The organism is Burkholderia sp. BDU5, from assembly GCF_001522845.1.
Classification (GTDB): domain Bacteria; phylum Pseudomonadota; class Gammaproteobacteria; order Burkholderiales; family Burkholderiaceae; genus Burkholderia; species Burkholderia mayonis.
Window position 1 is genome coordinate 21,624 of the sequence record NZ_LOWC01000009.1, and the last position, 23,622, is coordinate 45,245.

A 23,622-nucleotide genomic window follows, 5' to 3' on the forward strand; every position below is an offset into this window, starting at 1 on the left:
GGAATTTCGACTCCGCCGCGAACGCATCCGACCCGGAACGGGCGAGCGGCGGGCGAATCTGCGAGAGATGACGGCGCGCCGGCTGGCCGCTGCTGCGCCGCAACGTCGGATTATGCCGCGATCCTGCCCTGCCGTGAACCCGCCCTGCGGGCGAACGCGCACAACCGAGACGCTCGTCGGCAAACGAATGCCGCGAAGCAGGTATGATCGGTGTTTGCCCCATCAAGGGCCGATGGTCAATCAGGAGGAGTGAATGGCAGGAAATCTGGTTATCGTGTGCCGGGACCAGGACGCCGAAGCGTTCGATCAACTGATGCAGGAATACGGCTCGTTCCAGACGCGGCTGTCGTCGACGGCCTGGTATCTGAACATGAACATCGTGCCGGAGACGCTTCAGGAGGACATCCTCGACCGTCTCGGCAAATACACCACGCTCTACATCTTCGAGGCGACGAGCGTCACCTACAACACGATCGACAGCAACGCCGCCGAGACGCTCAGCACGCTCTTCGGCGAGTGACCCGCCGCCCTCGGGCGCCCGGCGGGGTCGCGCCGGACGCACGAGGATCCCGCGCCGCCCGGGCGGCGGCGCGTCAGGACGCAGCCTGCGGTTCCGCCTTCGGCATGACGTCGAACGGAAACGACATCGCGACCCGCAGCCCCCCTTCTTCCCGGTTGCCAATCTCGCACGCGCCGCCCGTGCGCTGCACGAGCCGTTCGACGATCGCGAGCCCGAGGCCGCTATGCCCGTTGCCGCCGCGCGCCGGATCGAGCCGCACGAACGGGCGCGTCGCATCGGCCAGATCGCGCGGCGCAATGCCTTTGCCGTGGTCGCTGACCGTCAGCGTGTAGCCCGTCGCGGTGCGCACGGTCGCGATCACGACGGGCGGCGCGCCGTACGCGTGCGCGTTGTCGAGCAGGTTCGACAGCACCCGGTCGAGCGTCGCCGTCGGCAGGCGGAAGCCCGGCCCCGCCGTGAGATCGGTCTGCACGGTGGGCGCGTTCGGCGACACCGCGCGATAGGTGCGCGCGATCCGCTCGCACGCCTGATCGACGGGCACGGCCTCGCTGCGATCGGCGTCGCCGTGCGCGAACACGAGGAACTGGTCGACGATGTGCGTCATCGAGTCGACGTCGCGCACGACGCCGTCGCGCAGCCGCGCGTCCTCCATCATCTCGGCGCGCAGCCGCATCCGTGCGAGCGGCGTGCGCAGGTCGTGCGCGACGCCCGCGAGCATCACCGCTCGATCGTTCTCTGCGCGCGACACCTGCTGAACCATCTGATTGAAGCCATGCGTGAGCTGGCGCAGCTCGCGCGGCCCGCGCTCGGGCAGCGGCGGCACCGCCATTCCGCGGCCGAAACGCGCGACCGCGCGCGCGAGCGAGCTGAGCGGCTGCTGCAACTGCCACGCGGCGAAGAGCGCCGCCATCACCGCAGCAGAAAAGATCATCACGAGCCAGAGCACCATCCGGTCGAGCGGGCGCGGCGGCCGCAGCGGCTGCGCCGGCACGACGATCCAGTCGCGGTCGGTCGGCTGCTTCACCCACAGCACGGGCGGCCGGCCCGGCTTGCCGATGCGTACCAGCGTGCCGGACGGCAGGCGGTCGCGCAGGTCGTCGGTGAAGCGCCTGAGCGAGGGCGGCAGATCCTGGTTCGCCTCCGGCACGTCGCTGCTGCTCGGCGCGACGAGCCGCACGCGCGACGGCAGCGGCTGGTCGGGCGAGCGCTCGACGTGTTGACGCACAGCGTCGACGAGGAACGCGGCCTCCTCGACCGCATAGCGCGCCTGGAACTGATTGCGCTCGAGCCGGATCGCGAAGTACCACGCAAAGTGCGACAGCAGCAGCACGCAGACGACGAGGAGCGCGAGCCGCCCGAACAGCGAATCAATGGGCTTGCGCATGAGCCTCGCCGTTCGGCACGAACACGTAGCCGCGTCCGCGCACCGTCTGGATGAAGCGCGGCGTCGACGGATCGGTTTCGAGGATCCGGCGCAGGCGCCAGACCTGCACGTCGATCCCGCGGTCGGTGCCGTCGTACTCGGGGCCGTGCAGCAGTTCGAGCAGGCGCTCGCGGGTCAGCGTGCGCAACGCATGGTTGACGAAGATCTTCAGGAGCGCGAATTCGCTGCTCGACAGCGTCGCCGGCTTGCCGTCGACCGACAGCGTGCGCGCCTGGAAATCGAGCACGAAACGGCCGAACGCGTACGGCTCGCGCTGCTCGGGCGCGGCCGCCGACGGCGTCGCGCGACGGCGGCGCAGCACCGCCTGCGCGCGCGCGAGCAGCTCGCGCGGGTTGAACGGCTTGCCGAGGTAATCATCCGCGCCGAGCTCGAGGCCGACGATGCGGTCGACATCGTCCGCGCGCGCCGTCAGCATGATCACCGGAATGTCGTCGCCCGCCGCGCGCAGCTGGCGCAGCGCGGTCAGGCCGTCGACGCCCGGCATCATCAGGTCGAGCACGATGAGATCGGGGCGCTCGCGTTCGAGGCGCTTTTCGAGCGAAGCGGCGTCGTGCAGCACCGAGACCTCGATGCCTTGCCGCACGAGGTAGTCGCGCAGCAGGTCGCGCAGTTCTTGGTCGTCGTCGACGATGAGGATCTGAGTAGTCATGGCGTGAAGTTTACCGTGCAGGTTGGCGGGGCTGAGCGAAACAAATACCCGAAAGGGTTACTGCGGATTACCGCGCAAGCAAAGTGTAATGCGCGGTAAACGCGGCCGCAGTGCGCGTAACACGGCGGCGGCGCCGCTTGGCTACGCTGCGCCTTACCGGATATGCCGGCAGGCGGCGGGGCGCGAACGCCCGAACGCCGAGCCGGCCGCAGCACCGGACTTTTCAATACAGGAGTTGCTCAATGTATAAGAAGACTTCCCGTCTGGCCATCGCCGCCGCCGTGCTTGCCCTTTCGTTCAGCGCCGTCTCGCACGCCGCGCCGCCCGACATGCCGCCGCCGGGCGGCCACGGCGAACATCACCACATGGACGGCGGCCCGTTCATGATGATGCAGCGCGTGCACGACAAGCTGAACCTGAGCGCCGCGCAGGAGCAGCAATGGCAGGCCGCCGTCGGCACGATGAAGCAGAACCGCGAGGCGATGCGCAAGAGCCATGAGGCGCTGCGCCAGCAGTTCCAGGCGCAGCAGAACCAGCCGATCCTCGACCTGAACGCGATGCACGCGGCGCGCCAGCAGGCCGAGCAGCAGAACGCGCAGTTGCGCGAGCAGACGGCGTCCGCATGGCTCGCGTTCTACAACGGCCTGAACGACCAGCAGAAGGCGACGGTCAGCACGGCGCTCAAGCAGCAGTTCACGAAGATGGCGGAACGTCACGCGAAGATGAAGGAGCGCTGGGAGCAGCGCCGCGCGGCGAAGGGCGCGTCGGCGCCCGCGCCGCAGCAGTGACGCCGGGCGGCTCGGCTTCGCCCGGTGGGTTCGGGCGGGTCGCGCCGTCCATGGATTACGTCGCGGCTGCATGATGCGGCCTTTGGCGACCGGCCGGACGGCGTTCGGCGGGTATGGGCGCGCTCGGCTGCCGGGCCGGGCGATCGCGCGGGATCGATCCGCTTGATCGGTTCCGCGTGATCGGCCCCCGCTCGCTCGGCTTGGCATGACCATCCGCCGCCCGATTGGCTTCATCGGGCCGACGACGCGCTCCGACCGATCGCATCTCGTCGGCCGTATCTCGTCCGTGGCTATCGGCCGGGCAACCGGTCGCCGTTGAAGCAAACACCGCGAACGGGCGCACGCCCGCTCGCGGTGTTTTCGCATCGGCACACGGCTTGCCGCGTCCTCTCCTTGCGCCGTCTCTCCGTGCCGGTGCCAAGCGCCCGACCTCCCGCCCGCCGCGAATCGCGTCACGCGAGATCGAACAACAGCACCTCCGCGCGCTCGCCGCGCTCGAACGCAACGGTCTCGACGTCGGCGATGCGCGCGCCGTCGCCCGCCGCCAGCGCCTCGCCATTCACCGTCACGCTGCCGCGCGCGACGTGCACGTACACGCGCCGCCCGGCCGGCCCCGCGAACTCGGCGCGCTCGACGCCATCGACGAGGCCCACGTAGATCGACGCGTCCGCCCGCATCGATACCGACCCATCGCGCCCGTCCGGCGACGCGATGAGCCGCAACCGGCCGCGCTTGTCGGCGTCGGTGAAGCGCACTTCCTGATAGCCGGGCTTGCCGCCCCGCTCGATCGGCAACAGCCAGATCTGCAGCAGATGCAGCGGCGCGTCCCGCGACGCGTTGTATTCGCTGTGCACGATTCCCGTGCCCGCGCTCATCCGCTGCACGTCGCCCGCGCGGATGATCGAGCCGTTGCCCATGCTGTCGCGGTGCGCGAGCGCGCCGTCGAGCACGTACGTGATGATCTCCATGTCGCGGTGCGGGTGCATGCCGAAGCCCCGCGTCGGCGCGATGCGGTCGTCGTTCAGCACGCGCAGCGCACCGAAATGCACGTGATCGGGATCGCGATAGTCGGCGAACGAAAAGCTGTGACGGGTATCGAGCCAGCCATGATTGGCATGACCGCGGTCACCTGCGCGGCGGATCTGGAACATGGCGCCTCCCACTGAAAAATCGACATCCTCGAATGTAGGGGCGGCACGCATCCGCAACAATCCTGCGCGCGCGCACCGGATCGTTGCGCCGATCCGCGCAATCGTCTGCACAAGCGGCGCGCCGCGCATAGGCATGCGGCAACGCCAAAGAGCCGACCGATGTGTCGTGCGGCTTCGTGCGCCGGGCGGCCGAGCGGCCGGCGAGACGCACTCGCCGTTTCTTCGAAGCCGCGGCCGGCGTTCGGGTAAAATACCGCGCTTTTGGCCGCCGTCGACGGCGCTCCGCCCCAAAGCGGGCCGCACCGGCATCGACGAACGCGAATTTTGGCCGCCTAGAATACGCCCGGCGCGCGCATGCCCGGTGCATCCGACCGCGCGGCGGGGAAGTCAGGATGAGGAACGACATGAAGAAGCTCGCCTTGTGCGCGGCCCTCGCCATCGCGGCGGGCGGCGCCTTCGCGAAGGAGTGGAAGACCGTGCGGATCGGCGTCGACGCCAGCTATCCGCCGTTCGAATCGACCGCGCCGAGCGGCGAGATCGTCGGATTCGACGTCGATCTCGCGAAGGAAGTCTGCAAGCGGATCAACGTGAAGTGCGTCTGGACGCCGCAGGATCTCGACGGCATCATCCCCGCGCTGAAGGCGAAGAAGTTCGACGTGATCGTGTCGTCGCTGACCGTCACCGACAAGCGCCGCGAGCAAATCGATTTCTCCGACAAGCTGTACGACGCGCCCGCGCGGATGATCGCGAAGGCGGGGTCGCCGCTCGCGCCGACCGTCGAGTCGCTGAAGGGCAAGCGCGTCGGCGTCGAGCAGGGCTCGACCCAGGAGACGTTCGCGAAAGCGCACTGGGAGCCGAAGGGCGTGACGATCGTGTCGTACCAGAACCAGGATCAGGTGTACGCCGATCTCGGCTCGGGCCGCCTCGATGCGACGCTGCAAGACGAGTTGCAGGCCGATTACGGCTTCCTGCGCACGCCGCGCGGCAAGGGCTTCGCGTGGGCGGGCCCGGCCGTCAAGGAGCCGAAGACGCTTGGCGACGGCACCGCGATGGGGCTGCGCAAGGAAGACGCGGACCTGAAGGACGCGATCGACCGCGCGCTCGCGGCGATGCACAAGGACGGCACGTACGACAAGCTGTCGCACAAGTACTTCCCGTACCGCATCTATTCGGCGAAGTAGCCGCCGAGCGGGCCGCGCGTCGCGACCGGCGCGCGGCCCGTGCAGCACCAGCGGTCGACACCACGCGCTGCGAAGCGCCGCCGCCCTGCCCGAACGCAGGCGACGGCGCGATCCGCGAAGGCGGAGCGGCAATGATACGCACGGGGCGTCTCGCGCAACACGCGGGACGCGTCTTTCGCGGCGCGCACGACGCGCCGTCAAGGACTACATATGTTTCTTCAAGGCTACGGCCCGCTGATACTCTCCGGCACCTGGCAGACCGTCAAGCTCGCGGTGCTGTCGCTCGCGCTGTCGTTTCTGCTCGGCCTCGTCGGCGCGGCGGCGAAACTGTCGAAGAACCGCTTGTCGAGCGGGATCGGCACGCTCTACACGACGCTCATCCGCGGCGTGCCGGACCTCGTGCTGATGCTGCTCCTCTTCTACAGCCTGCAGATCTGGCTGAACCAGTTCACCGATCTGATGAGCTGGGATCAGATCGACATCGATCCGTTCGCGGCCGGCGTGCTCGTGCTCGGCTTCATCTACGGCGCGTACTTCACCGAGACATTTCGCGGCGCGTTCCTGTCGGTGCCGCGCGGCCAGCTCGAAGCGGGCAGCGCGTACGGGATGACGCACTGGCAGGTGTTCACGCGGATCATGTTCCCGCAGATGATGCGCTTCGCGCTGCCCGGCATCGGCAACAACTGGCAAGTGCTCGTGAAGTCGACGGCGCTCGTGTCGATCATCGGCCTCGCCGACGTCGTGAAGGCGTCGCAGGACGCGGGCAAGGGCACGCTGCGGTTCTTCTTCTTCACGCTGCTCGCCGGCGCGATCTATCTCGCGATCACGACGATCTCGAACTTCGTGCTGATGTGGCTCGAAAAGCGTTATTCGACGGGCGTACGCAAGGCTGACCTATGATCGAGCTGATCCAAGAATACTGGCGCAACTACCTGTATACCGACGGGTATCGCTTCACGGGACTCGCGATCACGCTGTGGCTGCTCGTCGTGTCGATTGGGATCGGCTTCTGCCTGTCCGTGCCGCTCGCGGTGGCGCGCGTGTCGAAGAAGAAGTGGCTCGCGGGCGCCGTCTGGCTCTACACGTACGTGTTCCGCGGCACGCCGCTCTACGTGCAACTGCTTCTCTGCTATACCGGGCTCTACAGCCTGCAGGTCGTGCGCGGCGCGCCGATGCTCGACGCGTTCTTCCGCGACGGGATGAACTGCACGCTGCTCGCGTTTACGCTGAACACCTGCGCGTACACGACCGAGATCTTCGCGGGCGCGATCAAGGCGACCACGTACGGCGAGATCGAGGCCGCGCGCGCGTACGGGATGTCGACGTTCACGCTGTATCGGCGGATCGTGCTGCCGTCGGCGCTGCGCCGCGCGCTGCCGCTCTACAGCAACGAAGTGATCCTGATGCTGCACGCGACGACGGTCGCATTCACGGCGACCGTGCCCGACATCCTGAAGATCGCGCGCGACGTCAATTCAGCGACCTACATGTCGTTCCACGCATTCGGCATCGCCGCCCTTCTCTACCTCGCGATCTCGTTTACGCTCGTGTGGCTGTTCCGCCGCGCCGAGCGTCGCTGGCTCGCGTATCTGCGCCCGCAAGGCAAATGAGTTTCGCCCGGACATGCCTCAGATGAACACCCAGATGCACAAGCTCTTCGTCGACGATCTCCACAAGCGTTACGGCAACAACGAAGTTTTGAAAGGCGTCTCGCTGCGCGCGAACGCGGGCGACGTGATCAGCGTGATCGGCTCGTCCGGTTCGGGCAAGAGCACGATGCTCCGCTGCATCAACTTCCTCGAGCAACCCAACGCGGGTCGCATCTTCGTCGACGGCGAAGAAGTGCGCACCGCGCAGGACAAGACGGGCGCGCTCAAGGCGGCCGATTCGAAGCAGTTGCAGCGCGTGCGCACGAAGCTCGCGATGGTGTTTCAGCACTTCAATCTGTGGGCGCACATGAACGTGCTCGAGAACGTGATGGAAGCGCCCGTGCACGTGCTCGGCATTCCAAAACGCGAGGCCGAGGAGCGCGCGCGCGAATACCTCGAGAAAGTGGGGCTGGCGCCGCGCGTCGAGAAGCAATATCCATCGCACCTGTCGGGCGGCCAGCAACAGCGGGTCGCGATCGCGCGGGCGCTGGCGATGCATCCGGACGTGATGCTGTTCGACGAACCGACGTCGGCGCTCGATCCGGAACTCGTCGGCGAAGTGCTGAAGGTGATGCAGAAGCTCGCGGAGGAAGGTCGGACGATGATCGTCGTCACGCACGAGATGGGCTTCGCGCGCAATGTGTCGAACCACGTGATGTTCCTGCACCAGGGACGGGTCGAGGAAGAAGGCGCGCCCGCAGATGTGTTCGGCCGCACGAAGAGCGAGCGCCTGAAGCAGTTCCTGTCCGGCAGCCTCAAGTAAACCGCCAAGCAGGCGCGGCGCACGTCCCCGCCCGCACAACCGTCTCGTCACGCCGCATCCGAAGGCGCTTCGCTCGCGAACGCGCACAGCGCGTCGCCCGCGAGCCGGTAACGCACCCATTCGCTCTGCGCGCTCGCGCCGATTCTCTCGTAGAAACGGATCGCGGGCGCGTTCCAGTCGAGCACGCTCCATTCGAAGCGCCCGCAGCCGTTCTCGAGCGCGATTCGCGCCAGCGCGTGCAGCAGGCGCTTGCCTGCCCCCACGCCGCGAAAGCGCGGCGATACGTACAGATCCTCGAGATACAGCCCCTGCCGGCCGAGCCACGTCGAATACGAGAAGAAGTAGACCGCGAAGCCCGCCGGCTCGCCGTCCGCCTCGCAGATCAGCGCGCGCGCGGGCGACGCCCCGCGAAAGAGGCTCGCTTCGATCGATTCGACTGTCGCGACCACCTGCTCCTCGGCTTTTTCATAGATCGCGAGCTCGTTGATGAAGCGCAGGATCAGCGCGGCGTCGTCCGCCGCGGCTGCTCGAATCCGGATATCCATGTAGCGGCCCTCCCGGCCCGATCGTGACGAGTATGTGCGCCGCGTGGCCGCTGGCGCTGTCGAGGTCGACATGCTACGTTCAGGTCATTCCATGAATGAAGTGCATTTTCTTCATCTCCGATTGAACGTCATGCATCCCGCATTGCGCCGCCTCGATCTGAATCTGCTGCTCGTCTTCGACGCGCTCTTTCGCCATCGCTCGGTCACGGCTGCGGCGAACGAGATCGCGCTCAGTCCGTCCGCGCTGAGCCACGCGCTCGCGCGGCTGCGCGACGCGCTCGGCGACGAGCTGTTCGTGCGCTTCGGCAACGAGATGCAGCCGACCGTGCGAGCCGAGGACATGGCGGGCTGGGTCGGCGAGGCGCTCGACGTGCTGTCCAAGGGCATGCAGCGCACGCGCCGCTTCGAGCCGGAACGCAGCACGCGCACGTTCGTATTCGCCGCGACCGACTACACGGCGTTCGCGGTGCTGCCCGCGTTCATTTCCAGGATGCAGCGCGTCGCGCCGCAATTGCGTTTTCACGTCGTCTATTCGGGCCGCAAGATCGCGACCGAGGATCTGGCCTCCGGCCGGATCGACTTCGCGCTCGGCTATCACGAGGAAACGGGCGCGGTCGCGCCCGGCATCGAAAGCTTCGACTGGCTCACTGACGACTACGTCGTGATCGCGAGCGAGCGCCATCCGTCGATCCGGCGACGCCCGAGTCTCGCGCAATATCTCGCGGCGCGGCACGTCGTCGTCACGCCGTGGCACGAGACGCGCGGCGTGATCGACTACGTGCTCGACAAGCTCGGTCTCGAACGGCAGGTCGCCGTGCAATTGCCGACGGTGCTCGCGGCGCCCTTCATCGTCGCCGATTCCGACCTGCTGATGACGGTTCCGCGCCATCCGGCCGAGGTGCTGCGGCACGCGGCGCCGATCCGGATCTTCGCCGCGCCGTTCGAGATCCCCCGCTACACGGTGAAGGTGTATTCGCACGCGAAGCACGCGCGGACCGACGCACACCGCTGGATTCGCGCGCAACTGATGGATACGGCTCCGGTCGCGTCGACCGCTCGCGCGCGCTGACGTCGGCCCCGCCCTGCGCCGCGTCGCAGGCGGCGAAACGGCGGCCGCGCGCCCGGTCCGCCACCCGCGTTTTCATTACGGATTCCTGACGCAATCAGCGCCGGCGCGTTTAACCTCACGAATTTCCAGCGTCAATAGTGGCAATCCTTGACCTATGCCGCCGGATTCCGTGCGTGCCTTGACGGGCAAGGGATTCGGCCGCGTTGACGAAAGTCGTCCGGCGAGGCCGCGCACACATATATGGCAATTTGGCGACACGTGCTAGTCAAACAACGATTTTCGTCGCCACAAAAGTGTATTTTTGCTAAATTAGTAACCAAAGTAGCAAAACGAAAGTCATGAAATGTAGTTTGACTTCATGACGACAGGAGACCCCGGCAGGCCATCCCGGCCGCACGGGCCCGCAAAACGGCACTCCCGTCCGCTCGCTCACGTGCGTCGCCCACCCGGCCTGCACGCGGTCTCTCTGGTTACCCATTTTGTCCAGCATGCAAAGCCGGACATGTTGCGCAGTTCTGGGTTGACTTTTTGACAGGGTATGGAGGAGATGATGAAGAAAGTTATGCTCGCGGCAGTACTGGCGACTGCCGGAGTGGCGGCTCACGCTCAAAGCAGCGTGACACTGTACGGCCGTCTCGACGCCGGCATCGAATACATGAGCGGCCTGCCGAGCGCGAACGGCGGCAGCTCGAGCCGCTGGCGCGCGGAAAGCGGCGACTGGGGCACGAGCCTCTGGGGCTTGAAGGGCTCCGAAGACATCGGCGGCGGCAACAAGATCGTGTTCCAGTTGGAAGGCAGCTTCGACACGATGAGCGGCAACGGCCCGGGCGGCGGCAGTCTCTGGAATCGCTGGGCGACGATCGGCATCTCCAACGACGCATACGGTACCCTGCTGCTCGGCCGCGAACTCGCGATCGCGAACGGCGTGTGGGACTTCGACCCGTTCGGCCAGTCGTCGTGGTCGACCGCTTCGCTCGTGCGCGGCCGCAACTGGAACAAGACCAGCAACAACGTGTCGTACCAGTCGCCTAAGTACTACGGTCTCGATTTCTACGGCCAGTTCTCGTTCTCGAACTCGACGAGCTTCAACGGCAACACCACGGCCGGCCAGCCGGGCCGCGCGGCCGGTGCGCAGCTCACCTACACGACGTCGCTGTTCCAGTTGCGCGGCATCTACGATGAAACGCGCGACAGCAACGGCAAGTTCTCCGACGTGTTCAACTACTCGCGCGAATACTTCGCCGGCGCGAACGTGTTCCTCGGCCAGTTCAAACTGCAGGCGGCCTACCAGTCGTCGCACGCCGACGGCAGCGGCGGCCCGGTCGTCAATAACGGCATCACGGGCACTCAGCAGGTGTGGGGCGGCGTGACGTGGCAAGCCACGCCGGCAGCCGCGCTGATCGCAGCCGTGTATCACGTCAACGCGAACCACGGCGGCGGCAACGCGAACATCTACACGGTCGGCGGCTCGTACAACATCTCGAAGCGCACGCTGTTCGACGTTCAGGTCGCGACGGTGCGCAACAGCAAGACCGCAAACTTCGGCCTGAACGCCAACGGCGCGGGCACCGACATCTCGACCGGCAATCCGAAGTTCGGCGGCAGCCAGACGGGCGTGTACGCCGGCATCCAGCACCTGTTCTAAGCACAAACGCTGGATCGTCTGAACCGATAGAGAGTCTTTTCACGCTGCTGCGAGAGGCGCGTACCGGTGCGATGCCCATAGGTGTCGCACCGTTTTTTTATGCGCGGGCCGAAACCGTGAAACGACGGAATGGCGGAATGACGCAACGCTCGACGAAGCAAGACTGAGCGGCACGTCGCGCGACCTCGCGCGCGACACGATACGTCCAACGCAATGCGCGAACGCGAGCACCCATACGACGCCGCGCAGCCGCAGCCGTCCGGCCCCGCCGCGCCGACGGCCCCTCTTCCGAGCAATCCGGCCTCAGACGGCCGCTTCGTTCTCCTCGCCCGTCCGAATCCGGATCACGCGCTCGACGTCCGACACGAAGATCTTGCCGTCGCCGATCTTGCCGGTACGCGCGGCGCCGATCACCGCATCGATCACCTGATCGACGAGATCGTTCGCGACCACCACCTCGATCTTCATCTTCGGCAAGAAGTCGACCACGTACTCAGCGCCGCGGTAGAGCTCCGTGTGGCCCTTCTGGCGGCCGAAGCCCTTCACTTCCGTCACGGTGAGCCCCGTCAGACCGACTTCGGCGAGCGCTTCGCGCACTTCGTCCAGCTTGAACGGCTTGATGATGGCGGTGATGCGTTTCATGATGTGCCCCTTGCTTCGAATGAATGAAAATCGTCAGCCGATTCTACGCCGCGCGCCGCGTCAGTCGATGCTCTCGGAGAAGCGCGACGTGATCGGATAGCGCCAGTCGCGCCCGAACGCGCGATGCGTGACGCGAATGCCGACGGGCGCCTGGCGGCGCTTGTACTCGTTGATCTTGATGAGCCGCGTGACGCGCTTGACGTCCGCCTCCGAGTAGCCCGCCGCGACGATCGCCGCGAGCGGCCGATCTTCTTCCATGTACATCCGCATGATCGCGTCGAGCACGTCGTACGGCGGCAGGCTGTCCTGGTCGGTCTGGTTCTCGCGCAGCTCGGCGGACGGCGCGCGCGTCAGAATCCGCTCCGGAATGATGCCGAGCTTGCCGTATTCGACCGCGGCGTTGCGGTAGTGACAGAGCCGGTAGACGAGCGTCTTCGCGATGTCCTTGATCACCGCGAAGCCGCCCGCCATGTCGCCGTACAGCGTGCAGTAGCCGACCGCCATCTCGCTCTTGTTGCCCGTCGTCAGCACGATCGAGCCGAATTTGTTCGACAGCGCCATCAAGAGCGTGCCGCGGATCCGCGCCTGGATGTTCTCCTCGGTCGCGTCTTCGGCGCGGCCCGCGAATTCGCCCGCGAGCGACGCGCGGAACGCATCGAACATCGGCGCGATCGCGATCTGGTCGTAGCGCACGCCGACGCGCTTCGCCATCTCGGCCGCGTCGGTCGTCGAGATGTCGGCCGTATAGCGCGACGGCATCATCACCGCGCGCACGCGATCGGCGCCGAGCGCGTCGACCGCGACCGCGAGCACGAGCGCCGAATCGACGCCGCCCGACAGCCCGATGATCGCGCCCGGAAAGCCGTTCTTGCCGATGTAGTCGTGCACGCCGAGCACGAGCGCGCGATACACCTGCGCCTCGACGGGCAGCTCCGGCGCGATCCGCGCAGGCAGCGGTCGCGCGCCGTCGAATTCGACGATCGCATTGCCTTCCTCGAACTGCGGCATCTTCGCGACGAGCTCGCCCGCGCCGTCGAGCACGAACGAGCCGCCGTCGAACACGAGCTCGTCCTGGCCGCCGACGAGATTCACGTAGATCATCGGCAGGCCGGTCTCGCGAATCCGCGCGCGCAGGATGTCGATCCGCACCGCTTCCTTGTTCATGTGATACGGCGAGCCGTTCGGCACGATCAGCGCCTGCGCGCCCGCCGCCTTCGCGAGCTGCGCGGCCGACGCGTGCCACACGTCCTCGCAGATCACGACGCCGAACTTCACGCCGTTCAGCTCGAACACGTACGGCGCGGCGTCGGTCGCGAAATAGCGCTTCTCGTCGAACACCTCGGTATTCGGCAGGTCCTGCTTCCGGTACGTTCCGACGACCTCGCCGTCGACGATGAGCGATGCCGCGTTGTAGGTATCGGTCGGCGAGACGCCGCGCTCGATCGGACGGTTTGCATTACCATCGGCGCTTGACGCGCCCGAGCCGGCCGCGCGCTGCGGATGGCCGACCAGCACCGCGAGCCCCGCGAGCGGCTTCAGCAGCGCGGCGAGCTCGGCGAGCGCCGCGTCCGACGCCGCGTAGAACGCGGGGCGCAGCAGCAGGTCCTCGGGCGGATAGCCGGACAGCGCGAGTTCCGGCGCGATCAGGAGCTGCGCGCCGGCGTCGTGCGCGGCGCGCGCGGCGGCGACGATCTTGGCGACGTTGCCGGCGAAATCGCCGACGGTGACGTTGAGTTGGGCAAGTGCGATACGGGTTTTCATCACGGGATCAGCGCGGCCTCCTCGGGCCGCAGCGCGTACGGCTTTGATCAAACGCACGGACGGACGGCGCGGCAGCGCGCCTGACCGACGGTGCAAACGGGTACGAACGGGTACAACCGGGTACGAACGAAACGGATTCAGATCGTTGAAACACGAACGCTTTGATTATCGCATGGGCATCCTGTCGTCTCCGCTCGACGCAAACGCCGTCGAGTGGGACGCGCTCGTCGCGCGCGCCGAGCGCCCGACGCCCTTTCTGAAGCACGCCTTCCTGAGCGCGCTGCACCGCGCGGGCTGCGCGGTCGACGGCACCGGTTGGACGCCCCGCTTCGTCACGCTGACGGACGGCGCAACGGGCGCGCTCGTCGCGGCTGCGCCCGTTTACGCGAAGCGCCATTCGTATGGCGAATACGTGTTCGACTGGGCGTGGGCCGACGCGTATCAGCGCAACGCGCTGCCGTATTACCCGAAGCTGCTGTGCGCGGTGCCATTCACGCCCGTGCAAGGCAGCCGGCTTCTCGCCGTCGGCGACGACGCGCGCCGCCGGCTCGCCGCGACGCTCGTCGCGCTCGCCGAGCAGAGCGACGTGTCGTCGCTGCACGTGCTGTTTCCGACCGACGAAGAGACGCGCGTGCTCGCCGACATCGGGATGATGCTGCGCGAAGGCGTGCAGTTCCATTGGCTGAATGACGGCTATCGCGACTTCGACGAATTTCTCGCCACGCTCGAACAGAAGAAGCGCAAAAACATCCGTGCGGAGCGCCGCAAGGTCGCGGAAGCCGGCGTCACGTTCCGCCGCGTGCGCGGCGAGGACGCGACCGACGCTGAATGGCGCTTCTTCACGCGCTGCTACCGGCAGACGTACCGCGAGCACTTTTCGAGCCCGTACCTGAATCTCGACTTCTTCCGCGAAATCGGCGCGACGATGCCGGAGAACCTGCTGCTCGTGATCGCCGAGCGCGACGGCCAGCCGATCGCGAGCGCGCTCGCCGTCTACCAGCGCGACGCGTCGGGCGGCGGCACGCTGTACGGCCGCTACTGGGGCGCGCTCGAACAGGTGCCGTGCCTGCACTTCGAGGCCGCGTACTACCAGTTGCTCGAATTCTGCATCGACGAGCGGCTCGACACGTTCGAAGGCGGCGCGCAAGGCGAGCACAAGCTCGCGCGCGGCTTCATGCCGACCGTCACGCGCTCCGCGCACTGGCTCGCGCATCCGGCGTTCGCCGATGCGGTCGGCCGCTTCCTCGCGCAGGAGACGAACCAGATCCACGCGTACGTCGACGAGTTGCGCGAGCACAATCCGTTCAGGAACGGCGAACGCTGACCACGACGCGACGCCCCCCGCGCCTCGTCCCGCGGCCGGCTAGTCGCGCGAGCGAGGCGCGCCGGCTTCCAAAACGGCATCGCCATTCATTTCCCTCAACAGGATATACGGGATATTTGATTATCATTCGCTCCAAATCGGAAATTGAAAGATTATTCGGTTGCAATATTCGCACAAAACCCCCTACACTTTCGTTGTGCTTAATGCGCACCAAAATAGGGAGAAACGGATTTCATTCGCCTTCGCCCCTGTTTCTGATTTTCAGAAACGATATTCTGAAAATCGATAAAAACTTTCATATTCCAGGGCCACCCGCTAGTTTCACCCTTCGGCGCACCGCCTGACGCGATCGGAGAGGATGGGGAGACATTTTGATCTTTTGGTTGAGAATCTTCATGCGGATTATCAATTAGGAGTATTAAATTATGTCATCCCATCTGCCGATTCTAAACGGCATGCGCCGACCATTCTTATCGCCCGACATCAGTCCCGAAACGCCGTTTGAAATGGCGTCTGCGAAACCAGCGTGGCGGCGCAAGCCATCGGGCTTCCCGCCCCCCGGCGCTCGCCGAGCGGCCCGCGCGGCGGGAGCCGCCCCGGCCACTGGCCTGCCGCTCGCCACGCGCCTCGACACACGCGCCCACTAACCAACGCCCCCGACGATCTCGGGCAAGCGCTGCGCGCCGCCCGAGACGGCGGGGCTTGCGTCGCGCGCGCCAGGCGCGACGCACCCAACTCATCGGTCCGCGCTCATGCCCAACACCTCTTCCCGAACGACGCTGCTATGGATCGTAGCCACCGCGTTCTTCATGCAGTCCGTCGACACGACCATCGTCAACACGGCGCTGCCGTCGATCGCCCACGCGCTCGGCCAGGACGCGCTCTCGATGCACGGCGTCGTCACCGCCTACACACTGACGATGGCCACACTCACGCCCGCGTCCGGCTGGCTCGCGGATCGCTTTGGCACGCGTCGCGTGTTCTTCGTCGCGATTGTCGTGTTCGCGCTCGGCTCGCAGTGCTGCGCGGCCGCGACGAGCGCGACGCAGCTCATCGTCGCTCGGGTGCTGCAAGGCATCGGCGGCTCGATGCTGCTGCCGATCGGCCGGCTCGCGGTACTGCGGGGCGTGCCCGGCGACGAATACGTGGCCGCGCTCGCGTTCGTGTCGATCTTCGGCCAGATCGGGCCGATCCTCGGCCCAACGCTCGGCGGCTGGCTCACGCAGTCGATGTCGTGGTACTGGGTGTTCCTCGTCAACCTGCCGATCTGCGCGGTCGGCCTCGTCGCCGTCCACCGCTACATGCCGCGCGACGAGCCGATCGATCCTCCGCCGTTCGACTACACGGGCTACACGCTGCTGTCGATCGCGATGATCGCCGGCTCGCTCGCGATCGACGCGTTGTCCGACGGCGGCTACACGGACTGGACCGTCGGCGTGACCGCGATCGCCGCGGCCGCGGCGATCGTGTACGTCGCCCATGCGCGCAGGCGCGCGAATCCGCTCTTCCGGCTCGAACTCTTTCGCGAACCGAACTTCGCAGTCGGCCTTGCCGGCAATCTGATCTCGCGGATCGGCATCGGCGCGACGCCCTTCCTGCTGCCGCTGATGATGCAGATCGAATTCGGCTATTCTCCGTTGCGCTCGGGGCTCATGCTCGTGCCGGCCGCCATCGCGGGTGTGATCGCGAAGCCGTGGATCGCGCCGCTCGTTCGCCGCTACGGCTATCGCACGTTTCTGTTCGCCAACACGCTGATCGTCGGCGCCGTGATCGCGCTGTTCGCGGCCATCGGCCCCGACACGCCGCTCGTCGTCGAAATGGCGCTGATTGCGATCTTCGGCGCGATCAACTCGATTCAGATCGCGGCAATGAACAGCGTGACGCTGAAAGGCCTGCCGCACCGCGACGCGGCGAGCGGCAACAGCCTGTATTCGATGGTGCAGATGCTGTCGATGGGGCTCGGCGCATCGGTGGGAAGCGGGCTCACGAGCCTGTTCGGCGAGCAGACCGGCTCATCGCTGCTCGGCTTCAAGCTGAGCTTCGTCTGCGTCGGCGCGGTGACGCTCGTGTCCGCGGCGATCTTCCGGCGAATCCGGGAAGCGCCCGTGACGCGCACGCGGCCCGGCCACGCGGTCGCGCACCGCTAGCCGCGCGACCGGGGGGCGGCCGCCAGATGAGCCGACGGGCGAATCGCGCGCTCGCGCCGCGCAATTTCTGCGACACTGGCGGCTTCGCATCACGCCGCCCTTCATGTCCTGGTACCTGTATCTGATCGAATGCGCGGACGGCAGCGTCTACACTGGCATTACGACCGACGTCGCCGCACGCTTCGCGCAGCACGCGCAAGGCAAGGGCGCGCGCTACACGCGCGCGCGCAAGCCGAAGGCCGTACTCGCGTCGTTCGAGCTCGCCGATCGCTCGAGCGCGTCGCGCGCCGAATATTGGGTCAAACGGCTGACGCCGACGCAAAAGCGCGCGCTCGCGGGGGGCTCGCTCTCGCTCGCGTCGGTGCTGCCGGCCGCTGACGCCGCCGCGGCACGCCGCGCGGACGGCGATTGCGCGACACCCGCGCCGGCAGCCGGCATCGCCGAAACGGCGACGGCCGAAGCCGCAACCGCAATCGGCGCGGTAATGACGACGGGCGGTACGGCCGCCGCGCATCCCGCCGCCAAGCCGGCGAAGCCGAAGAAGGCCGCAAACGCAGCGAAAATATCGAAGCAGACGGCGGCCGGGTCTTCCGGGACACCAACGACTTCGAGAAGGAGAGCGGAACCCGCGCGCACAAAACAAAACCGCGCGGCCTCGTGACGAGACACGCGCGGTTTCGCGCAACCGGCCGGCGCCGCGTGCGCCGGCCCGCCGCTTACTTCTTGAAGTTCGCGACGCCTTCGTCGATTTCCTTGTGTGCCGCGTCGATGCCGTCCCAGCCTTCGACCTTCACCCACTTGCCCTTCTCGAGCGCCTTGTATTGCTCGAAGAAGTGCTTGATCTGGTCCTTCAGGTACCCGGGCACGTCGTCGATCGACTTGAGGTTGGCCGTCATCGGGCAGACCTTGTCGTGCGGCACCGCGACGAGCTTCGCGTCGACGCCCGATTCGTCGGTCATCTTCAGCATGCCGAGCGCGCGCGCGCGGACGACCGAGCCCGCGAGCAGCGGGAACGGCGTGATGACGAGCACGTCGACGGGGTCGCCGTCGCCCGACAGCGTCTGCGGAATGAAGCCGTAGTTCACCGGATAGCGCATGCCCGTGCCGATGAAGCGATCGACGACGAGGAGGCCGAGTTCCTTGTCGGCTTCGTACTTGACCGGCTCGCTTTGCGCCGGGATCTCGATGATCACGTTGAAGTCTTGCGGCAGATCCTTGCCGGCCGGGACGTTGCTGAAGCTCATGAGCGTTCTCTGAAGTTCGGATGGGAATCGGGACGGATGGCGGCCTCGCGGGCGCCTCCGATGGAATGCGCATTATAGCCAATCGCCCGATGGCGCTCCGGTCCCGTTCGGCCGATAATCGGGCAACGATCAGACACGGCGCGACGAGCCGGGAGCGAGCATGGAAGAGGCGAAGCACTTCATCTCGGGGGCGTGGGCTGCGCCCACGGGCGGCGAGACGATCGCCGTGATCGATCCGTCCGACGGCGAGCCGTTCGCGCGGCTCGCGCGCGGCACCGCGCCCGACATCGACGCGGCCGTGCGCGCGGCCCGCGCTGCGTTCGATGGCCCGTGGGGCACGGCGAGCGCGGCCGAGCGGGGGCGCATGCTGTACCGGCTGTCGATGCTCGTCGCCGCGTGCCGCGAGGAGCTCGCGCTCATCGAATCGCGCGACACCGGCAAGCCGCTCACGCAGGCGCGCGCGGACGCCGACGCGCTCACCCGCTACTTCGAGTTCTACGCGGGCGCGGCGGACAAGCTGCACGGCGAGACACTGCCCTACCGCGACGGCTACACGGTGCTCACGCTGCGCGAGCCGCACGGCGTCACCGGGCACATCGTGCCGTGGAACTACCCGATGCAGATCCTCGGGCGCAGCGTCGGCGCGGCGCTCGCCGCGGGCAACGCGTGCGTCGTCAAGCCGTCGGAGGACGCGTGCCTGTCAATCCTGCGCGTCGCGACGCTCGCGGCCGAAGCCGGGCTCCCCGCGGGCACGTTCAATGTCGTGACGGGCTACGGCCACGAAGCCGGCGCGGCGCTCGCGCGCCATCCGGGCATCGACCATATTTCGTTCACCGGCTCGCCGGACACGGGCCGCCTTGTCGCGCAAGCGGCGGCCGAACACCACGCGCCCGTCACGCTCGAGCTCGGCGGCAAGTCGCCGCAGATCGTGTTCGCCGACGCGGACCTCGACGCCGCGCTGCCCGTCCTCGTGTCCGCGATCGTGCAGAACAGCGGCCAGACCTGTTCGGCCGGCAGCCGCGTGCTGATCGACAAGGCGGTCTACGAACCGCTCGTCGAGCGGCTCGCCGCCGCGTTCAACGCGCTGAAGGTCGGCCCCGGCCACGCCGATCTCGACTGCGGGCCGCTCATCAGCGCGAAGCAGCAGCAGCGCGTGTGGGACTTTCTGTCCGACGCGCAGCACGACGGCATCGTGATGGCCGCGCACGGCGAAGTCGTGCCGGACGCCCCCGAAACGGGCTTCTACCAGGCGCCCGCGCTGCTGCGCGACGTGCCGCACACGCACCGGCTCGCGCAGGAAGAAGTGTTCGGCCCGGTGCTCGCCGCTATGAAGTTCGCCGACGAGGACGAAGCGCTCGCGCTCGCGAACGGCACGCCGTACGGGCTCGTCGCAGGCGTGTGGACGCGCGACGGCGCGCGCCAGATGCGGCTCGCGCGACGGCTGCGCGCGGGACAGGTGTTCGTCAACAACTACGGCGCGGGCGGCGGCGTCGAGCTGCCGTTCGGCGGCAGCGGACGCTCGGGCTACGGCCGCGAAAAAGGCTTCGAGGCTTTGTACGGTTTCACCGTGCTAAAGACGATCGCGCTCAAGCACGACTGACCGAAGGCGCGGCACGGCGCGCGAGGTCGAGCGCCGCCACCCGTTCAAGTCACGGCAAGACCCACAACAAAATCCAGGAGACAACGGATGCGGCTCAGCGGCAAGACCGCCGTCGTCACGGGCGCAGGCTCGGGCTTCGGCGAAGGCATCGCGAAAACGTTCGCGCGCGAAGGCGCGTGCATCGTCGTCAACGATCTGAACGCGCCGGCGGCCGAGCGCGTCGCGAGCGAAATCGCGCTCGCGGGCGGGCGCGCGCTCGCCGTCGCGGGCGACGTATCGCGCGGCGACGATTGGCGCGCGCTCCTCGACGCGGCGCTCGACGCATTCGGCGGCGTGCAGATCGTCGTCAACAACGCCGGCACGACGCATCGCAACAAGCCGGTGCTCGACGTGACCGAAGCCGAATACGACCGCGTATACGCAGTCAACATGAAGAGCCTCTTCTGGAGCGTGCAGACGTTCGTTCCGCATTTTCGCCAGGCGGGCGGCGGCGCGTTCGTCAACGTCGCATCGACGGCGGGCGTGCGGCCGCGCCCCGGCCTCGTCTGGTACAACAGCACGAAGGGCGCGATGATCACCGCGAGCAAGACGCTCGCCGTCGAGCTCGGCCCCGACCGGATCCGCGTGAACTGCGTGAACCCGGTGCTCGGCGAAACCGGGCTCACGAGCGCGTTCATGGGCGTGCCGGACACGCCTGAGAACCGCGCGCGCTTCATTGCGACGATCCCGCTCGGCCGCCTGTCGACCCCGCAGGACATCGCGAACGCGGCGCTCTATCTCGCATCCGACGACGCCGCGTTCATCACCGGCGCATGCCTCGAAGTCGACGGCGGCCGCTGCGTCTGAACGCCGCGGCGCGCACCGCCCGTCACAATCAAAACGTGCCAGAGGAGACAATCATGGCCAGCACCGTGCCGGCGTTCACGCCGACCCCGCCATCCGCCTTCGAGGCGGCGACCTATCGCAAGGTTTCGTGGCGGCTCGCGCCGCTACTGCTGCTCTGCTATGTCGTCGCGTATCTCGACCGCGTAAACGTCGGCTTCGCGAAACTGCAGATGGCGTCCGACCTGCACCTGTCCGATGCGGTCTACGGTCTCGGCGCCGGGATCTTCTTCGTCGGCTACTTCCTGTTCGAAGTCCCGAGCAACGTGATCCTGCACCGCGTCGGCGCGCGGGTGTGGATCGCGCGGATCATGGTCACGTGGGGCATCATCTCGGCGCTGACGATGTTCGTGTCGACGCCCGCGATGTTCTACACGATGCGCTTCCTGCTCGGCGCCGCCGAGGCGGGCTTCTTCCCCGGCGTGATCCTCTATCTGACTTACTGGTATCCGGCGCACCGCCGCGGCAGGATGACGACGCTCTTCATGACGGCCGTCGCGCTGTCGGGCGTCGTCGGCGGCCCGATCTCCGGCTACATCCTGAAGACCTTCGACGGGGCGAACGGCTGGCACGGATGGCAATGGCTGTTCCTGCTCGAAGGGGTGCCGTCAGTGCTCGTCGGCATCCTGCTGCTGTTCGCGCTCGACGACCGGATCGTCAAGGCAAAGTGGCTCGACGACGACGAAAAGGCGCTCCTCGCGCGCAACATCGCGCTCGAGGATGCACGCAAGGAAGACCCGCCGCTCTCCGTCGTGTTCAGGAGTCCGCGCGTGTGGCTGATGGGCCTCATCTACTTCTCGTTCGTGATGGGGCTCTACGGCGTCGGCTTCTGGCTGCCGACGCTCATCAAGTCGACGGGCGTGACCGATACGTTCACGATCGGCCTGCTGTCCGCCGTGCCGTACGCGGCGGCCGTCGTCGCGATGCTCGCGATCGCGCACAGCGCGGACCGCCGCCGCGAGCGGCGCTGGCACCTCGCGATCCCCGCAGCGGCGGGCGCGGTCGGGCTCGTGCTGTCCGTCGTATGGGCGCACGACACGCTGCTTGCGATGCTCGGCCTCACGATCGGGACGATGGGCATCCTGACGACGCTCCCCCTCTTCTGGAGCCTGCCGACCGCGTTCCTCGGCGGCACGGCCGCCGCGGCGGGCCTCGCGATCATCAATTCGATCGGCAACCTCGCCGGCTTCCTGAGCCCGTATCTCGTCGGCTGGCTCAAGCAGGCGACGGCGTCGAACGACGCGGGGATGTACATGCTCGCCGGGTTCCTCGTGCTGGGCGGGCTGCTCGCGCTGTCGGTGCCGAAGACGCTCGTCGACATCTGAGTCGATTCGCGACGCATCGATTCAAACGGAAACGGCGGCCATCGAGGCCGCCGCTTTCTTTCCACCCTTACTGCCCGCCGAGCGAGAACCCGGCGCGAACGCTCAGACGATCGTCATCGCAAGCGCGCTTTCGCGATAGTGCTGCGCGGCCTTGTCGGATTCGCCGAGCCGCTCGAACAGACGCGCAAGCGCGCGATGCGTGCGGATCTTGAGCGGCTCGTCGTCGGCAAGCTTGAGCGCCGATTCGAGGAACGACTGCGCCTTGCCCCACAGTTGCTGCTGCTGGCACAGGCGGCCGAGCGCGAACAGTAGATCCGCGTCTTCCGGCCGGTCCCGGCGCCACCCCTCCGCCTTCTGGATCAACGGAAGCGCGTCGGGACCCGCCGTGTCCGGATAGCGGCGCAACAGCCGCGCGTTCCAGTTGTGCGCGAGCGCGTCCTCGACGATCCGCCGCGCTTCCGGCCGGCGCTCGAGCGCGATCAGCAGTTCGGCCGCGAGATCCGCGAGACGCGGCGACTGCCGTTCGGCCGCCGACAGCGATTGCCACACCTCGAGGAACGCGTCAGCGTCATGCCGGCGATCGCGCAGCAGATGCTCTGCGGCCTGCTGGCGCAGACGCACGGCGGCGGCCGGATGCAGCGCCTCGCGCTTTTCGAGCGCCTTCGCGATCTTCAGCACCTCGACCCAGTTCTTCAGTTGCTGCTGCGCGCGCAGCGCGATCTGCTGCGCGTGGATCCGCTTGCCACCCGACGCCTGCATCTCGGCGAGCGCGGCGAGCGCGCCTTCGGCGTCGCGGCCGTCCGCACGCATGTCGGCCGTCGCGAGCAGGCGCGCGTCCTGCCATTCCTGGCCGCTCACCTTCGCGAGCCACTCATCGCGGCGCGCATACTCGTGCATCCGGTGCGTCGCCGCCGCGGCGATGAGGCTCGCCGCGCCCTGGTTCGCGTCGACGGTGAGCGCGTCGCGCGCGGCCTTCTCCGCACGCGAGAAGCGGCCCGCGTACAGGTTCGCGAGCGCGTCGCGCAGCGACGCCTGCGCGCGCTCGTTGCGCATCCGCGTGCGGTACGCGGCGACGCGCTGCGGCATCCGCCACACGTTGCGCACGATCCGCATCAGTGCGTACAGCACGATGAAGGCGACGACGATCGCGAGCACGAAGAAGTTCAGCGACACGTCGACGCGATACGGCGGATAGACGATCAGCACCTGGCCGGTATCGAAGCGGCCGACCGTCGCGAGCCCCGCGGCGATCGCGAACAGCACGGCGAGCCAAATGATTCCACGCAGCGTCAT

22 protein-coding genes are annotated in these 23,622 nt (G+C 67.3%); 14 read left to right on the forward strand and 8 right to left on the reverse strand.

Annotated elements, in window-relative coordinates:
• Window positions 1–253: 253 nt before the first annotated feature.
• Complete coding sequence (locus WS69_RS02060) at window positions 254–520, forward strand: double-stranded DNA-specific endonuclease (protein WP_059469165.1); 267 nt, start codon at window positions 254–256, stop codon at window positions 518–520.
• Window positions 521–593: 73 nt separating this feature from the next.
• Here the strand turns inward: WS69_RS02060 and WS69_RS02065 are convergent, their stop codons facing one another.
• Window positions 594–1,904: an ATP-binding protein gene (locus tag WS69_RS02065; RefSeq protein ID WP_059469166.1), complete on the reverse strand. Its 1,311-nt coding sequence runs from the start codon at window positions 1,902–1,904 to the stop codon at window positions 594–596.
• A complete protein-coding gene (locus tag WS69_RS02070) occupies window positions 1,888–2,613 on the reverse strand; it encodes a response regulator (RefSeq protein WP_059469167.1) in 726 nt (241 codons plus the stop codon). Before WS69_RS02070 ends, WS69_RS02065 begins: the two co-directional genes overlap by 17 nt.
• Before the next feature lie 242 nt (window positions 2,614–2,855).
• Between WS69_RS02070 and WS69_RS02075 the strand changes: the two genes are divergently transcribed.
• Window positions 2,856–3,401, forward strand: coding sequence for a periplasmic heavy metal sensor (locus WS69_RS02075; RefSeq protein ID WP_059469168.1), 546 nt, complete (start codon window positions 2,856–2,858; stop codon window positions 3,399–3,401).
• 452 nt (window positions 3,402–3,853) lie between these two features.
• Here WS69_RS02075 and WS69_RS02080 read toward each other — a convergent pair whose 3' ends face one another.
• Complete coding sequence (locus WS69_RS02080) at window positions 3,854–4,552, reverse strand: pirin family protein (RefSeq protein WP_059469169.1); 699 nt, start codon at window positions 4,550–4,552, stop codon at window positions 3,854–3,856.
• A 404-nt stretch (window positions 4,553–4,956) separates the two neighbouring features.
• Between WS69_RS02080 and WS69_RS02085 the strand changes: the two genes are divergently transcribed.
• The 4 genes from WS69_RS02085 to WS69_RS02105 all read left to right on the forward strand — a co-directional run bounded on the left by WS69_RS02085 (window position 4,957) and on the right by WS69_RS02105 (window position 8,145).
• Entirely contained in the window at window positions 4,957–5,733 is a 777-nt protein-coding gene (locus tag WS69_RS02085; protein WP_059469170.1) for an ABC transporter substrate-binding protein, read from the forward strand.
• A gap of 210 nt (window positions 5,734–5,943) precedes the next feature.
• The gene (locus WS69_RS02095) at window positions 5,944–6,633 is read left to right on the forward strand and encodes an ABC transporter permease (RefSeq protein ID WP_059469172.1); all 690 of its coding nucleotides are present in this window, start codon (window positions 5,944–5,946) and stop codon (window positions 6,631–6,633) included.
• Window positions 6,630–7,343 (forward strand): ABC transporter permease, encoded by a 714-nt coding sequence (locus tag WS69_RS02100; protein ID WP_059469173.1) that lies wholly within the window; start codon window positions 6,630–6,632, stop codon window positions 7,341–7,343. The genes WS69_RS02095 and WS69_RS02100 overlap by 4 nt, the downstream gene beginning before the upstream one ends.
• 22 nt (window positions 7,344–7,365) lie before the next feature.
• The gene (locus WS69_RS02105; protein ID WP_059469174.1) at window positions 7,366–8,145 is read left to right on the forward strand and encodes an ABC transporter ATP-binding protein; all 780 of its coding nucleotides are present in this window, start codon (window positions 7,366–7,368) and stop codon (window positions 8,143–8,145) included.
• Between the two features lie 47 nt (window positions 8,146–8,192).
• On the opposite strand, the gene WS69_RS02110 is transcribed toward WS69_RS02105, so the two are convergent.
• Complete coding sequence (locus WS69_RS02110) at window positions 8,193–8,690, reverse strand: GNAT family N-acetyltransferase (RefSeq protein ID WP_059469175.1); 498 nt, start codon at window positions 8,688–8,690, stop codon at window positions 8,193–8,195.
• 91 nt (window positions 8,691–8,781) lie between these two features.
• Between WS69_RS02110 and WS69_RS02115 the strand changes: the two genes are divergently transcribed.
• Both WS69_RS02115 and WS69_RS02120 read left to right on the forward strand, forming a co-directional pair.
• Window positions 8,782–9,759 carry a LysR family transcriptional regulator gene (locus tag WS69_RS02115; protein WP_059469176.1) on the forward strand — a complete coding sequence of 326 codons (978 nt, stop codon included), beginning with the start codon at window positions 8,782–8,784 and terminating at the stop codon, window positions 9,757–9,759.
• Window positions 9,760–10,309: 550 nt separating this feature from the next.
• Entirely contained in the window at window positions 10,310–11,404 is a 1,095-nt protein-coding gene (locus WS69_RS02120; RefSeq protein WP_197419192.1) for a porin, read from the forward strand.
• 303 nt (window positions 11,405–11,707) lie between these two features.
• Here WS69_RS02120 and WS69_RS02125 read toward each other — a convergent pair whose 3' ends face one another.
• Both WS69_RS02125 and WS69_RS02130 read right to left on the reverse strand, forming a co-directional pair.
• Window positions 11,708–12,046: a P-II family nitrogen regulator gene (locus WS69_RS02125; protein ID WP_010102269.1), complete on the reverse strand. Its 339-nt coding sequence runs from the start codon at window positions 12,044–12,046 to the stop codon at window positions 11,708–11,710.
• A gap of 60 nt (window positions 12,047–12,106) precedes the next feature.
• Window positions 12,107–13,807, reverse strand: a complete 1,701-nt coding sequence (locus WS69_RS02130; RefSeq protein ID WP_059469177.1) for an NAD+ synthase — start codon at window positions 13,805–13,807, stop codon at window positions 12,107–12,109.
• Window positions 13,808–13,952: 145 nt separating this feature from the next.
• Here WS69_RS02130 and WS69_RS02135 point away from each other — a divergent pair, with 145 nt between their 5' ends.
• The 3 genes from WS69_RS02135 (at window position 13,953) to WS69_RS29855 (ending at window position 17,939) form a co-directional block, all read left to right on the forward strand.
• Window positions 13,953–15,131 carry a GNAT family N-acetyltransferase gene (locus WS69_RS02135; RefSeq protein ID WP_059469178.1) on the forward strand — a complete coding sequence of 393 codons (1,179 nt, stop codon included), beginning with the start codon at window positions 13,953–13,955 and terminating at the stop codon, window positions 15,129–15,131.
• Between the two features lie 752 nt (window positions 15,132–15,883).
• Entirely contained in the window at window positions 15,884–17,278 is a 1,395-nt protein-coding gene (locus tag WS69_RS02140; protein ID WP_059469179.1) for a DHA2 family efflux MFS transporter permease subunit, read from the forward strand.
• A gap of 103 nt (window positions 17,279–17,381) precedes the next feature.
• Window positions 17,382–17,939: a GIY-YIG nuclease family protein gene (locus WS69_RS29855; protein WP_082715885.1), complete on the forward strand. Its 558-nt coding sequence runs from the start codon at window positions 17,382–17,384 to the stop codon at window positions 17,937–17,939.
• A gap of 55 nt (window positions 17,940–17,994) precedes the next feature.
• Here the strand turns inward: WS69_RS29855 and ppa are convergent, their stop codons facing one another.
• Window positions 17,995–18,522, reverse strand: coding sequence for an inorganic diphosphatase (ppa, locus tag WS69_RS02150; protein WP_059469180.1), 528 nt, complete (start codon window positions 18,520–18,522; stop codon window positions 17,995–17,997).
• 160 nt (window positions 18,523–18,682) lie between these two features.
• On the opposite strand from ppa, the gene WS69_RS02155 reads away from it, so the two are divergent.
• The 3 genes from WS69_RS02155 to WS69_RS02165 all read left to right on the forward strand — a co-directional run bounded on the left by WS69_RS02155 (window position 18,683) and on the right by WS69_RS02165 (window position 22,329).
• Window positions 18,683–20,122 carry an aldehyde dehydrogenase family protein gene (locus tag WS69_RS02155; RefSeq protein WP_059469181.1) on the forward strand — a complete coding sequence of 480 codons (1,440 nt, stop codon included), beginning with the start codon at window positions 18,683–18,685 and terminating at the stop codon, window positions 20,120–20,122.
• Window positions 20,123–20,209: 87 nt separating this feature from the next.
• Window positions 20,210–20,968: an SDR family oxidoreductase gene (locus WS69_RS02160; protein WP_059469182.1), complete on the forward strand. Its 759-nt coding sequence runs from the start codon at window positions 20,210–20,212 to the stop codon at window positions 20,966–20,968.
• 53 nt (window positions 20,969–21,021) lie between these two features.
• The gene (locus WS69_RS02165; RefSeq protein ID WP_059469183.1) at window positions 21,022–22,329 is read left to right on the forward strand and encodes an MFS transporter; all 1,308 of its coding nucleotides are present in this window, start codon (window positions 21,022–21,024) and stop codon (window positions 22,327–22,329) included.
• Between the two features lie 102 nt (window positions 22,330–22,431).
• Here WS69_RS02165 and WS69_RS02170 read toward each other — a convergent pair whose 3' ends face one another.
• Complete coding sequence (locus WS69_RS02170) at window positions 22,432–23,622, reverse strand: heme biosynthesis protein HemY (protein ID WP_059469184.1); 1,191 nt, start codon at window positions 23,620–23,622, stop codon at window positions 22,432–22,434.